The sequence below is a fragment of the Pseudomonas sp. HN11 genome (assembly GCF_021390155.1).
Lineage (GTDB): Bacteria > Pseudomonadota > Gammaproteobacteria > Pseudomonadales > Pseudomonadaceae > Aquipseudomonas.
In genome coordinates this window covers 1,257,187-1,270,930 of the sequence record NZ_CP089985.1, presented here as the reverse complement: position 1 = coordinate 1,270,930, position 13,744 = coordinate 1,257,187, and the positions used below count along the sequence as shown (strand labels likewise).

Genomic DNA, 13,744 nt, shown 5'->3' with positions numbered 1-13,744 from the left:
CAGGCGAAAAAAAGCCCGCTCGTTGGCGGGCTTTGTCTTACAGAAGAAGGTTAACGAGCGTACATACCCCACCAAAACACATGACCGAGGATGCTGATCTGCTCATCCTGGATGTCCTGGAAACTGTAGTCCTCATCCGGGTGCTCATCGCGATTGAAGCTGCGCAGGCGAATCCCGGAAGGCAGGCGATAGAGTTGTTTCACCCGCAATTGGCCGTTGTGATTGATGGCATACAAGTCACCATCGACGATGTCACCAATGCCACTCTTGCCCGCATTCACCCCAACCGTCGCGCCGTCGCGCAGTACCGGCAACATACTGTTGCCACGCACCGTCACGCACTTGGCCTGGTCAAACTGCACACCATTATGCCGCAGGCTGCGCTTACCGAATCGCAGGCTGGCTTTCTCGCTTTCCTCGATGACGAATCTTCCTGATCCAGCAGCCAATTCAACCTCTCGCAGAAAGGGGATCGACACCTCGTCGTCATTCACGGGGGTGTCATCGTCCCACAGGCTTATGTCCTTGAGTTCCGAATGCATCGGGTCGCGCCTCTCCTCCCGCGAAGCGCCCACCGCTACGCGCCCGCGCAGTTGGTCGGTGCTCACGCGAAAATACTCTGCGATGCGTGAAATATGTTTATCCGACGGATCAACGATCTTGCCGCTGAGGATCCGGGACAGCGTGGATTGAGGCACGCCGGTACGCCGGTGCAGCTCCGTGGGGGAGATCCGGTCGCGATCCAGCAGTTCGCGTAAGACGATAGATACATTGCGTTTTTGCATATCAGAGATAATGGCGGGAGATTTTTGCGTTGGCAAATGCTAATTTGCATAACCTATGCATTTATCAATATTTCACTGAAGCCCGTTACACAATACTGTCTATGCAAACAGTAAACCGCCCACTATTATCCGCCACGCTTGATCCAAGTTTTCGACCCAGGCTGGGAAACAACGCGGCGCCCGTCAGCGGACGCCATTGCTTGTCGACAATCCCGAGCCTATATATGAAACTCTATAACAACGTAGCCTGCCATTGCGGAGGTGCTCATGGCTTATTCAGCGCTAGCTGTTGCTAACGCCTTCATTGAACGCGCAAAAGAAGGCAAGCTTTCAGGCTTGACGCCAATGAAGCTTCAAAAGCTGCTGTTCTATACCCAGTCCTGGCATCTGCGTGAAAGGGAACTCCCCCTTATGGATGACCACTTTGCCCGCTGGCAATACGGCCCGGTCATTCCATCGCTCTATCATGAGTTGAAATCCTACGGCAGCCGCCCTGTGACATCGCTGCTCAGTAACCTTAAGCCCGACGTCGAGGACATCGTCTTCGTAACCCCGAGAATTCCTGAAAGCGATACCTACGCCCATCGCTTGATTGACCGCATTATCAATAAGTACGGCAAGTGGTCGGGCACCCAACTGTCCAATCTTTCCCACGAGGAAGGTACCGCCTGGGCACTGAGGGGCGCGGACGGTTCCGCCATTGACTGGAAGGAAATGGCAGAGCTCATTCACCCAAAGAGCCGCAACCGTGAGTGAGGAACTCGACAACCTGGAACTGACCCTTCCCCCCGCATCCGGGCCCGACCAGGACTCCCAACCTGGGGGCGAGCAGGCAGTTGGCGCTGACGATGAAAGAAACCAGAACCTGAAAGATCAGAAGGCTGAAAGGCAGTTGCGCAAGAAGTATGCGGGGCGTGCTTTCTGGTTTGCGGCCTGCGGCGTGATCTTTTGGGCGGTTTTGCTTGTGTGGAATGGGTGGTCAACATACTACTCTGGCAAAGCCCCCTTTTCCGACAACGTATTGATCGCTATCACCACCGCAACCTCAATCAACTTGTTTGCCGCTTTCCTCGGGGTCATCCGAGGCTTGTTCCCCGCCAGTGGCCGCAGGGCAAAATAGCGACTCATACGGCCTGCTCTCCAGCTCTGGCTTTCGTCCTGCGTTTACCTATCCGTTTGCGACCTGCGAAGCCTCGACCTCGCGTGTTAACCTTGCGCCCATCGCAAAATCGCAGGGCGGAATGCCCCACCTTTGCCCCACTCCTTCAACGAATTTGCCTACGACCCAATGAGTAAAACCACTTCAGACCTGTCCTCCCACACTCCAATGATGCAGCAGTACTGGCGCCTCAAGAACCAGCACCCTGATCAGTTGATGTTCTACCGCATGGGCGACTTCTACGAGATCTTCTACGAAGACGCGAAGAAGGCCGCCAAGTTGCTGGACATCACGCTGACCGCGCGCGGGCAGTCCGCGGGGCAGTCGATTCCGATGTGTGGGATTCCTTACCATTCGTTGGAGGGTTACCTGGTCAAGCTGGTGAAGCTGGGCGAGTCGGTGGTGATCTGTGAGCAGATCGGCGACCCGGCAACCAGCAAGGGGCCGGTGGAACGTCAGGTGGTGCGCATTATTACGCCGGGGACGGTGAGTGATGAGGCGCTGCTGGATGAGCGTCGTGACAACCTGATTGCAGCAGTGTTGGGCGATGAGCGTCTGTTCGGCCTGTCGGTGCTGGATATCACCAGCGGCAACTTCACGGTGCTGGAGATCAAGGGCTGGGAGAACCTGCTGGCGGAGCTGGAGCGCATCAATCCGGTGGAGTTGTTGATCCCGGATGATTGGCCGAAGGATCTGCCGGCAGAAAAACGCCGTGGGGCCAAGCGCCGTGCACCGTGGGATTTCGAGCGCGATTCGGCGCTGAAAAGTCTGTGCCAGCAGTTCTCGGTACAGGACCTCAAAGGCTTTGGGTGCGAAACCCTGACCCTGGCCATCGGCGCCGCCGGTTGCCTATTGGGCTACGCCAAGGAAACCCAGCGCACCGCCCTGCCGCACTTGCGCAGCCTGCGCCATGAGCGTCTGGACGATACCGTGGTGCTTGATGGCGCCAGCCGTCGCAACCTGGAGCTGGACACCAACCTGGCCGGCGGTCGCGATAACACCTTGCAATCGGTGGTCGATCGTTGCCAGACCGCCATGGGCAGTCGCTTGCTGACCCGCTGGCTGAACCGTCCGTTGCGCGACCTGGCTGTGCTGCAAGCGCGGCAGTCTTCAATTACCTGTCTGCTGGATGGCTATCGCTTTGAAAAGCTGCAGCCACAGTTGAAGGAAATCGGCGATATCGAGCGCATCCTGGCGCGGATCGGCCTGCGTAACGCACGACCCCGTGACCTGGCGCGCCTGCGCGATGCCCTCGGTGCCCTGCCGCAACTGCAGGTGGCGATGACCGAGCTGGATACGCCGCACCTGCAACAGCTTGCAACTACAGCCGGGACTTACCCGGAACTGGCAGCCTTGCTGGAAAAAGCCATCATCGACAACCCGCCGGCGATCATCCGTGACGGGGGCGTACTCAAGACCGGCTACGACAGCGAACTGGACGAGCTGCAATCCCTGAGCGAAAACGCCGGGCAGTTCTTGATCGATCTGGAAGCTCGCGAAAAAGCCCGCACCGGCCTGGCCAACTTGAAGGTCGGCTACAACCGCGTGCATGGCTACTTTATTGAGTTGCCGAGCAAACAGGCGGAGTCGGCGCCGATCGATTATCAGCGCCGCCAGACCCTCAAAGGTGCCGAGCGCTTTATCACCCCGGAACTGAAAGAGTTCGAAGACAAGGCACTGTCGGCCAAGAGCCGCGCCCTGGCTCGGGAAAAGATGCTCTATGAAAACCTGCTTGAAGACCTGATCAGTCAGTTGGCGCCGCTGCAGGACACCGCCGCCGCCCTGGCCGAACTGGATGTGCTGAGCAACCTGGCCGAACGTGCGCTGAACCTTGACCTGAACTGCCCGCGCTTTGTCAGCGAACCGTGCATGCGCATCGTGCAAGGTCGTCACCCGGTTGTAGAACAGGTGCTGACCACGCCGTTCGTTGCCAACGACCTGTCCCTGGACGACGATACCCGCATGCTGGTCATCACCGGTCCGAACATGGGCGGTAAATCCACCTACATGCGCCAGACCGCTTTGATCGTGCTGTTGGCGCACATCGGCAGCTTTGTGCCGGCGGCCAGTTGCGAGCTGTCCCTGGTGGACCGCATTTTCACCCGGATCGGTTCCAGCGACGACCTGGCCGGTGGCCGTTCGACCTTTATGGTAGAAATGAGCGAGACCGCCAACATCCTGCACAACGCCACCGAGCGCAGCCTGGTGCTGATGGACGAAGTGGGCCGCGGCACCAGCACCTTCGACGGGCTGTCCCTGGCTTGGGCAGCAGCCGAGCGCCTGGCGCATCTGCGCGCCTACACGCTGTTTGCCACTCACTATTTCGAGCTAACCGTACTGCCGGAAAGCGAACCGCTGGTGGCCAACGTGCACCTGAACGCCACCGAGCACAACGAGCGGATCGTGTTCCTACACCACGTGCTGCCGGGGCCGGCCAGCCAGAGTTACGGCCTGGCCGTGGCACAATTGGCCGGCGTGCCAAACGACGTGATCACTCGCGCCCGTGAGCACCTCAGCCGCCTGGAAACTACGGCCCTGCCCCATGAAACCGTAGTCGCCAGCCCAGCCAAAACCTCCAGCAAACCGGCCACGCCGCATCAGAGCGACATGTTCGCCAGCCTGCCCCATCCGGTGCTGGATGAGTTGGCAAAGCTTGACCTGGATGACTTGACGCCGCGAAAAGCGCTCGAAATGTTATATGCACTGAAGACTCGGATATAACGCTGACGCTTGCAAGCTGGTAGACTCTCGCGCGGTTTGGGATGCTGCAGGCTATTAGCCTGGCCTGCAGACTATCGCTCCCGAACCTCGCGAGCCCTGCCACAAAGGGTTTCGCTGCCGCCGCCTGAGGAGAGAATTAGAAATGACCTTCGTCGTCACCGACAACTGCATCAAGTGCAAGTACACCGACTGCGTGGAAGTATGTCCGGTGGACTGCTTCTACGAAGGCCCGAACTTCCTGGTCATCCACCCGGACGAGTGCATTGATTGCGCCCTGTGTGAACCTGAATGCCCGGCCGTCGCTATTTTCTCCGAGGATGAGGTCCCGGCAGGTATGGAGCAGTTCATTCAGCTGAACGTTGAGCTGGCTGAAATCTGGCCGAATATCACTGAGCGCAAAGACCCGATGCCGGATGCCGCGGAATGGGATGGCAAGACAGGTAAAATTGCCGTCCTCGAACGCTGATAGCGTCGCTTCACAAAAGGCCCCTTGCGGGCCTTTTTGCGTTCTGGACGGGCGGCTTCACTTTCCTATATGTCCCGTCCTGAATAAGGTTTACACCTTCTGACCTATCTTCAGGAGGAGCCAATGGATGCGGGCAAAAGGCGAAGCCAGCGTGACTACACGCTAGCCTTTAAATTATCGGTCGTAGACCAGGTCGAAAAGGGCGAGTTGAGTTATAAAGAGGCTCAACGGCGCTACGGCATTCAGGGCCGGTCCACGGTACTGGTCTGGCTGCGCAAGCACGGCCGGCAGGACTGGAGTCAGGGCGCCTCAATTCGAGAACCGAGGAGCAGGTCCATGACTGAGCCACCCCTCCCGCTAACACCCGAGCAGCGGATCAAAGAGCTCGAAGAGCAGTTGGCGCTAAGCAACCAGAAAGCGCAGTTCTTCGAAGCCGTCGTGAATGTTCTGAAGAATGACTACGGTGTTTCTGTCGTAAAAAAGCGACCCGGCAAGTCCTCTCGCAAGGGCAAATCCAAGACCTGAGCATCACCAGGGCTTGCCTGTTCATGGGCATTTCGCGCCAAGCATATTACCAACGAAATCGGGCTTTCGACGCGAGGGCTCGCCAAGATCAAGAGGTGATGGACTTTGTTCTTGAAAAGCGCCGACGCCAGCCACGGATCGGCACGCGCAAGCTGCATTACCTGATGAGCGTCGAATTTGGCGCATCAGTGCAGGTCGGCAGAGACCGCCTGTTCAGCATCCTGCGCAACGCTCGAGAACTGGTTGTGCGCAAACGGGCTTACCACAAAACGACGGACAGCCATCACCGCTTTCGCCGCCATCCTAACCTGCTCAAAGCGGGCCAGAAGCAGATCGTACCCAACAGACCAGAGCAGGTGTGGGTTGCAGACATAACCTACCTGCCGACACAGGAAAGCGTGGCTTATGTGAGCCTGGTGACAGACGCTTACTCGCGCAAGATCGTAGGCCATCATGTGCATGCGAGTTTGCATACCGAGTCGGTGATCAAAGCGATGGAAAAGGCAGTTGGTGAACGCCAAACCACGCTTCCACTAATCCATCATTCAGACCGCGGAGCCCAATACTGCTCTGAGCTTTATCAGCGCTTGCACGCCAGTCATGGCATCAGATGCTCGATGACCGACGGCTATGACTGCTACCAGAATGCTCTGGCGGAACGGATAAACGGCATTTTGAAGACCGAGTTTCTGCTGTATCGCCCTAAAAATCTGGCGGATGCAGTGAAGATGGTGGGTGAGTCGGTGCTGATCTACAACGGGGAAAGGCCACACATGTCCCTGAAATACAAAACGCCCGATGCGGTGCATCGAGCGTTTTGAGACTGAAACAGGTGTAAACCTATTTCAGGACTAGACAATAGGCAAAAAAAAGGGGCGGTATGACCCGCCCACATTTTTTCCCTAGTCCCTATATTCCTTTTCATCATCCTGATGAATCGCATCCTGCGACGTTCCTTAACCATCGTTCCTTGATGGCTGTGCCAATCCGTGGACACAGGGCTGATGTTAGAGAGTTCCAAAGGAAGTTCAACAGGATGCAACCGAAGGGCTAGCCGCCGTTTATCGCAAATACAGAATAAATAGTTGTTATATTTCATACAGATAGAAATTGCTGTCGTAGTTTCGGGACACGTATGATGAGTAAAAAAACCAATCGCTTACGGAAAAGTAAGTGAATGCTTACACGCCCGAGTGCGTAAAAGCTTAACTCGCGTGCCTTGACCCTCCACCGGACATCAAACAGCCCCGACACGGTCGAGGCTTTTTCCCTTCACACTCCTTCAGTCGTCGCTGACGGTGATGGTCGGCATAGCGGGCGCTGCCGCTTCCTGCAGGACAATTCGTGCCCCGACATGACGCGCCAGTTCCTGGTAGATCATGGCAATCTGACTATCCGGCTCAGCCATCACGGTGGGCTTGCCGCTATCAGCCTGCTCACGAATCACCATCGACAGCGGCAATGAGGCCAGCAGTTCCACACCGTACTGAGTAGCCAGCTTCTCGCCGCCGCCTTCGCCGAACAGGTGCTCGGCATGGCCGCAGTTGGAGCAGATGTGCACCGCCATGTTCTCGACCACGCCCAGCACCGGGATATTGACCTTGCGGAACATCTCCACGCCTTTCTTTGCGTCCAGCAGTGCCAGGTCCTGGGGGGTGGTGACAATCACCGAGCCGGCCACCGGGACTTTCTGCGCCAGGGTCAGCTGGATATCACCGGTGCCTGGTGGCATGTCGATCACCAGGTAATCCAGGTCGCCCCACGCAGTCTGGGTGACCAGTTGCAGCAACGCGCCGGAGACCATCGGCCCGCGCCAGACCATCGGCGTGTTGTCGTCGGTGAGGAAAGCCATGGACATCACTTCCACGCCCATAGACTCGATCGGCACGAACCACTTCTGGTCCTTCACCTTCGGCCGTGTACCTTCGGCGATGCCAAACATCACACCTTGGCTCGGCCCGTAGATATCGGCGTCGAGAATACCTACGCGCGCACCTTCACGCGCCAGCGCCAGGGCCAGGTTGGCCGCTGTGGTGGATTTACCCACACCGCCCTTGCCGGATGCCACGGCTACCACGTTCTTGACGTTGACCAAGCCTGGGATCTGCGCCTGAGCCTTGTGCGGGGCAATCACACAGTGGATATCGACTTTGGCTGAACCCACGCCGTCCAAGCCCTCGATGGCCATTTGCAACATCTGCGCCCAACCGCTCTTGAACAGGCCGGCCGCGTAGCCGAGCTCCAACTGGACCGACACGTGGTCATCCTGGATGTCGATGACTCGCACACAGCCGGCACTGACTGGGTCCTGGTTCAAATAGGGGTCGGTGTACTGGCGAAGCACGGCTTCCACCGCTGCGCGATTGACGGCGCTCATGGGCTACTCCCGAAAAAGACTGACTGAAACAGGCGGCTATCCTAACCGTTCCAGCAGCGTTACGGCGTGCTTTCGCAGGTTCGGAAGATTCTGAAACAGCGCCACGGGGTGAAATATATCTCCTGGCGCTTTATAGTGGCCGACCTCCGTTTCATCAAGTAGCCGAGCCCCATGTCCGAGCCACGCAAGATCCTCGTCACCAGCGCCCTGCCCTATGCCAATGGTTCCATCCATCTTGGCCATATGCTTGAGTACATCCAGACCGATATGTGGGTGCGCTTCCAGAAGCATCGCGGCAATCAATGCATTTATGTCTGCGCGGACGACGCCCACGGCTCGGCCATCATGTTGCGTGCCGAAAAGGAAGGCATCACCCCGGAACAACTGATCGCCAATGTGCAGGCTGAACACAGCGCCGACTTTGCCGAGTTCCTGGTGGATTTCGACAACTTCCACTCGACCCATTCCGACGAAAACCGTGAGCTTTCGAGCCAGATCTACCTGCGGTTGAAGGACGCCGGGCACATCGACCAGCGTTCGGTGACCCAGTACTTCGACCCGGAAAAGAAAATGTTCCTGGCCGACCGCTTCATCAAGGGCACCTGCCCGAAATGCGGCACTGAAGACCAGTACGGCGACAACTGCGAGAAATGCGGCGCGACCTACGCCCCTACTGACTTGAAGGATCCCAAGTCGGCGATCTCCGGCGCCACCCCGGTGCTCAAGGACTCCCAGCACTTTTTCTTCAAGCTCCCGGATTTTCAGCAAATGCTGCAAACCTGGACCCGCAGCGGCACCCTGCAGGACGCCGTGGCCAACAAACTCTCCGAATGGCTCGACAGCGGCCTGCAGCAGTGGGACATCTCCCGCGATGCGCCGTACTTCGGCTTCGAGATCCCGGGCGAGCCAGGCAAGTATTTCTACGTGTGGCTGGATGCGCCAATCGGCTACATGGCCAGCTTCAAAAACCTGTGCGACCGCACGCCGGAGCTGGACTTCGACGCATTCTGGGGCAAGGACTCCACCGCCGAGCTGTACCACTTCATCGGCAAGGACATCGTCAATTTCCATGCGCTGTTCTGGCCGGCAATGCTGGAAGGTTCGGGTTACCGCAAGCCAACCGGTATCGCGGTGCACGGCTACCTGACGGTCAACGGCCAGAAGATGTCCAAGTCCCGTGGCACCTTCATCAAGGCGCGCACTTACCTGGACCACCTGCCACCGGAATACCTGCGCTACTACTACGCTTCCAAACTGGGCCGTGGCGTCGATGACCTGGACCTGAACCTGGAAGACTTCGTACAGAAGGTCAACTCGGACCTGGTCGGCAAAGTCGTCAATATCGCCAGCCGTTGCGCCGGGTTCATCCACAAGGGCAACGCCGGTGTATTGGTGGCCGAGAACGCCGCGCCGGAACTGACCGACGCCTTCCTGGCCGCTGCGCCAAGCATCGCTGACGCCTATGAGGCCCGCGACTTCGCCCGCGCCATGCGCGAGATCATGGGCCTGGCCGACCGTGCCAACGCCTGGATCGCCGACAAGGCGCCATGGTCGCTGAACAAGCAGGAAGGCAAGCAGGCGCAAGTCCAGGCGATTTGCGCCACGGGCGTCAACCTGTTCCGCCAACTGGTGATATTCCTCAAGCCGGTGCTGCCACTGCTGGCCGCCGATGCCGAGGCATTCCTCAATGTTGCGCCGCTGACCTGGAACGATCACGCCACCTTGCTCGGCAACCATCAACTGAACGAGTTCAAGCCGCTGATGACGCGTATAGACCCGCTGAAAGTCCAGGCCATGACCGATGCTTCGAAAGAAGACCTGGTCGCCAGCCAGACTGACACCGGCGAATCGGCACCGGCTGGCAATGGCGAGTTATCCAAGGACCCAATCTCTCCGGAAATCGAGTTCGACGCCTTTGCAGCCGTGGACCTGCGTGTCGCGCTGATCGTCAAGGCCGAAGCCGTGGAGGGTGCCGACAAGCTGCTGCGCCTGACCCTGGATCTCGGCGGCGAGCAACGCAACGTGTTCTCCGGGATCAAGAGCGCTTATCCGGACCCGTCCAAACTCGATGGTCGCCTGACCATGATGATCGCCAACCTCAAGCCACGGAAAATGAAGTTCGGTATTTCCGAAGGCATGGTGATGGCGGCCGGCCCTGGCGGCGAAGAGATTTACCTGTTAAGCCCTGACAGCGGCGCCAAACCGGGTCAACGCATCAAGTAAGCCTGCAGGGACTGTGGGTGTGGTTGTGGTGAGCGGGCTTGCCCCGCGCTGGGTCGCGAAGCGGCCCCATCATTGCCACTGCGGTCTTTACAGATAGGACCGGGTACCTTGTTTTAGGACTGCTTCGCAGCCCAGCGCGGGGCAAGCTCCCTTCCCACAAGAAAGCCCAACCCCCCATTAACCCAAGCTTGCTTAACCGGCATGCCCATGATCCCAGCATGAACCTGATTCAACGTATCGACGCGCTACTGCCCCAGACGCAATGCGGCAAATGCGGGCATCCCGGCTGCAAACCGTACGCCGAGGGCATAGCTCAAGGCGAAGCGATCAACAAGTGCCCGCCCGGTGGCCAGGAAACCATCGCCGGTCTTGCACAATTGCTGCACGTGCCGGTCGTGGAACTGGATATCAGCCGCGGGGAAGCTCCAGCCCAGATCGCTTATATCCGCGAGGCAGAGTGCATCGGCTGCACCAAGTGCATACAGGCCTGCCCGGTGGACGCCATTGTCGGCGCAGCCAAGTTGATGCACACAGTGATCATCGACGAGTGCACCGGCTGTGACCTCTGCGTCGCGCCCTGCCCCGTAGACTGCATTGAAATGCGCCCAACGGCCACTGTATTGCCGATTGTGGGTGGCTTGGCCCCCAATGATCAGCAACGCCATGAACGCGGTCTCAAGCGCGACCGCGCAAGACGGCGTTTTGAACAACGTAATGCACGGTTGCAACGGGAGGAGGCACAGAAACAGGCCGAGCGTCTGGCTCGGGCCAAACGTTCAGTGCCGGTTTTACCTGTGTTGGCCAGCACCGCGCAGGATGCAGTGATCAAGAAAGCCAAAATCACCGTTGCAATGAGTCGCGCTCAACTGCATAAATCCTTGAAGGCGTTCGGTCACCCGCCCACCTTTGAACAGCAGTCGCAGTTGATCGTCCTGCAGCAGCAGTTCGAAGCAGCAGAACAGGCGCTGGCGACGCTGGAACTGGACAGCACGCCGAGGACAATTGCTGCGACCAGTAATACTGCCGACCTCAAACGCGCCAAAATCCAGCTGGCGATGCGCCGCGCGGCATTGAAAAAAGCCCAGGACTCGAATGCCGACCCGCAGCAACTGGCCGAGGCACAACACAATGTCGACGAGGCGCAGCGCCAGGTGGATGCCCACGGCAACGTCTGATGTGCAAAAAAACCGCTGTGCGTATTGCTACAATTCCGCCGACCGACTGCTAGGAACTCCCCGTCCGATGAACGCCGCAAAACGCCTGGAAATTTTCCGCAGGCTCCACGAAGACAATCCTGAGCCCAAGACCGAGCTGGCTTACACCACGCCGTTCGAATTGCTGATTGCGGTCATCCTGTCGGCCCAATCCACGGACGTTGGCGTCAATAAGGCCACGGCCAAGCTGTATCCCGTGGCCAACACACCGGAGGCGATTTATGCCCTGGGTGTGGATGGGTTATCGGAATACATCAAGACCATCGGCCTGTACAACAGCAAGGCCAAGAACGTTATAGAGACCTGCCGCCGACTGCTTGAACTGCATGATGGCGAAGTGCCACAAACCCGCGAAGCCCTAGAAGCCCTGCCGGGTGTCGGCCGTAAAACCGCCAACGTGGTGCTCAACACTGCGTTCCGACAACTGACCATGGCCGTGGACACCCATATCTTCCGCGTCAGCAACCGCACCGGCATTGCCCGTGGAAAGAACGTGGTGGAGGTGGAAAAGCAGCTGATGAAGTTTGTCCCCAAGCCTTATCTGCTGGACTCCCACCATTGGCTGATCCTTCATGGGCGCTACGTTTGCCAGGCCCGAAAGCCACGCTGCGGTAGCTGTCGTATCGAAGACCTTTGCGAATACAAGGACAAGACGTCCGACGATTGAGGGATCATTGGTCTTCTCGATCAATCGATTGAAAAAATCTTTTTTACCGGACCATGGATTATCGTTATAAGGGGCGCCAACGGCAGTCTTAGTCCGGAGTGAACCTTATGAGCGCTGGCAAAGAACAACTGGAAGTGGAAGACGACCTCGTTGAGTCGGATGAGGATGAGGCAGAGGCCCCCGTGGCTGAGGTTGCCAAGACCAATTTGAGTAAACGCCGCACAATCGACAATCTTCTGGAAGAACGACGCTTGCAAAAACAACTGGCCGATTACGACTTTGACCTCTGATCAAGCAGTCGATGGCCGGAAGCCTCCCTCACGGAGGCTTTTTTCTGCCGGTTACCCAAGCAATGCGTAGTGGTGAACCCTCTTCTTATACCAAGCCGTTACGTTGGGCCAGTTCGATCAGGTCTACGAGGGAGCGGGCGTTGAGCTTGAGCAGCAAACGCGTCTTGTAGGTACTGACGGTCTTGTTGCTGAGAAACATGCCGTCGGCAATCTCCTTGTTGGTCCTGCCTCGAGCCAATTGCTGCAGTACCATCATTTCCCGCCCCGAAAGACGCTCGACCATATCCGCCTCACTGGCATTCCCCATGGTGGAGCGTACCGAATTGAGCGCCTGGTTGGGGAAGTAGCTGTAGCCTGACAACACCGCCTTGATCGCACTCAGCAACTCGGTGAGGTCCTGTTGCTTGCATACGTAGCCGGCAGCCCCCGCTTGCATGCAGCGCATGGAAAAATGGCCAGGGGCCTGTGACGTAAGCACCAGCACCTTGAACGGTGCGGGTTGTTTGGTCGAAGACAGCCGGCAGATAACTTCCAGGCCATCAAGCTTGGGAATCCCAATATCCAATATGACAATGTCCGGCATATGCTCCCGTGCAAGTTGCAACGCATCGACACCGTTATCGGTCTCGGCAACGACCTCATAACCATGACGCTCCATTAGCATACGCACAGCAAGACGAATGACGGGATGATCATCCACGATCAGCACTTTATTCATGAGAAAGTCCAATTTCGCTGTTCGAATTATTTAGAGCACGCACAATAGCCTAGTCGTTTCCTAGTTGGCATAGCGCTCCCCCCCAAGCAACAGCAAGCAGAGACCCACCCCACAACGATAAAGGAATTAGCCTACAAAAAAACACCGGCTCGGAGGTTTCCAGTTTTATGGATCCTTTCAGACCTTTCCGGAGGCTTACATGTTTTGAATGAAATATCCTGAGCCTTTGAGGGGCGCGGTAAACGTACCGTACGCAACTCTCAGGAAATACCCCTTGCTTCGCGTTTGCAGCCGGACGGAGGGGCGCGGAAAACCCAGTTGTTTTAGTTCCTTTTAACATATCCATTTACACCCTTGATTCCTACAGGCTGTTCAGCGACTCACATATTCGCTGCACCTTCATGAGTGAATTTTCTGTAAGACTAGTTCCTAAAAAACGTTAAAAACTCATTCCCCCTACAAACTTTAAACACCAAATCATTCAACTCATCACGCGGAAAGCCATTTTTTAAAGTCATCAACGCATGTTTAACGAACTATAAACATCACCCGCGCCTAAAAACCCAGGCAAAAAAAATGGCCCCTTTTAATAAGGGGCC

12 protein-coding genes are annotated in these 13,744 nt (G+C 57.3%); 9 read left to right on the top strand and 3 right to left on the bottom strand.

Annotation, left to right across the window (positions count from 1 at the left end; translation table 11 throughout):
* Positions 1 to 50 precede the first annotated feature (50 nt).
* Positions 51 to 785, bottom strand: coding sequence for a LexA family transcriptional regulator (locus LVW35_RS05720; protein ID WP_233894168.1), 735 nt, complete (start codon positions 783 to 785; stop codon positions 51 to 53).
* A 267-nt stretch (positions 786 to 1,052) separates the two neighbouring features.
* Here LVW35_RS05720 and LVW35_RS05715 point away from each other — a divergent pair, with 267 nt between their 5' ends.
* The 5 genes from LVW35_RS05715 (at position 1,053) to LVW35_RS05695 (ending at position 6,477) form a co-directional block, all read left to right on the top strand.
* Positions 1,053 to 1,541: a Panacea domain-containing protein gene (locus tag LVW35_RS05715; RefSeq protein WP_233894167.1), complete on the top strand. Its 489-nt coding sequence runs from the start codon at positions 1,053 to 1,055 to the stop codon at positions 1,539 to 1,541.
* A complete protein-coding gene (locus LVW35_RS05710) occupies positions 1,534 to 1,905 on the top strand; it encodes a hypothetical protein (protein WP_046034443.1) in 372 nt (123 codons plus the stop codon). The genes LVW35_RS05715 and LVW35_RS05710 overlap by 8 nt, the downstream gene beginning before the upstream one ends.
* Before the next feature lie 168 nt (positions 1,906 to 2,073).
* The gene (gene mutS / locus LVW35_RS05705) at positions 2,074 to 4,665 is read left to right on the top strand and encodes a DNA mismatch repair protein MutS (protein ID WP_233896415.1); all 2,592 of its coding nucleotides are present in this window, start codon (positions 2,074 to 2,076) and stop codon (positions 4,663 to 4,665) included.
* Positions 4,666 to 4,807: 142 nt separating this feature from the next.
* Complete coding sequence (gene fdxA, locus LVW35_RS05700) at positions 4,808 to 5,131, top strand: ferredoxin FdxA (RefSeq protein WP_233894166.1); 324 nt, start codon at positions 4,808 to 4,810, stop codon at positions 5,129 to 5,131.
* A gap of 123 nt (positions 5,132 to 5,254) precedes the next feature.
* Positions 5,255 to 6,477, top strand: a protein-coding gene (locus LVW35_RS05695) for an IS3 family transposase (protein ID WP_233892000.1) whose coding sequence is annotated in 2 segments (ribosomal slippage) — positions 5,255 to 5,606 and positions 5,606 to 6,477 — 1,224 coding nt in all. Because the reading frame shifts where the segments join, the coding sequence is not laid out codon by codon here.
* 461 nt (positions 6,478 to 6,938) lie between these two features.
* On the opposite strand, the gene apbC is transcribed toward LVW35_RS05695, so the two are convergent.
* The gene (gene apbC / locus LVW35_RS05690) at positions 6,939 to 8,033 is read right to left on the bottom strand and encodes an iron-sulfur cluster carrier protein ApbC (protein WP_233894165.1); all 1,095 of its coding nucleotides are present in this window, start codon (positions 8,031 to 8,033) and stop codon (positions 6,939 to 6,941) included.
* Between the two features lie 171 nt (positions 8,034 to 8,204).
* Between apbC and metG the strand changes: the two genes are divergently transcribed.
* From metG to LVW35_RS05670, 4 genes are all read left to right on the top strand, one after another.
* Complete coding sequence (metG, locus tag LVW35_RS05685; protein WP_233894163.1) at positions 8,205 to 10,256, top strand: methionine--tRNA ligase; 2,052 nt, start codon at positions 8,205 to 8,207, stop codon at positions 10,254 to 10,256.
* A gap of 188 nt (positions 10,257 to 10,444) precedes the next feature.
* Complete coding sequence (gene rsxB, locus LVW35_RS05680; RefSeq protein ID WP_267924881.1) at positions 10,445 to 11,431, top strand: electron transport complex subunit RsxB; 987 nt, start codon at positions 10,445 to 10,447, stop codon at positions 11,429 to 11,431.
* 67 nt (positions 11,432 to 11,498) lie between these two features.
* The gene (nth, locus tag LVW35_RS05675; protein WP_233894159.1) at positions 11,499 to 12,137 is read left to right on the top strand and encodes an endonuclease III; all 639 of its coding nucleotides are present in this window, start codon (positions 11,499 to 11,501) and stop codon (positions 12,135 to 12,137) included.
* 107 nt (positions 12,138 to 12,244) lie between these two features.
* Positions 12,245 to 12,427 (top strand): PA3496 family putative envelope integrity protein, encoded by a 183-nt coding sequence (locus LVW35_RS05670; protein WP_233894158.1) that lies wholly within the window; start codon positions 12,245 to 12,247, stop codon positions 12,425 to 12,427.
* An 85-nt stretch (positions 12,428 to 12,512) separates the two neighbouring features.
* On the opposite strand, the gene LVW35_RS05665 is transcribed toward LVW35_RS05670, so the two are convergent.
* On the bottom strand, positions 12,513 to 13,145 hold the full coding sequence (locus tag LVW35_RS05665) for a response regulator transcription factor (protein WP_010212736.1): 633 nt from the start codon (positions 13,143 to 13,145) through the stop codon (positions 12,513 to 12,515).
* Between the last annotated feature and the right edge of the window lie 599 nt (positions 13,146 to 13,744).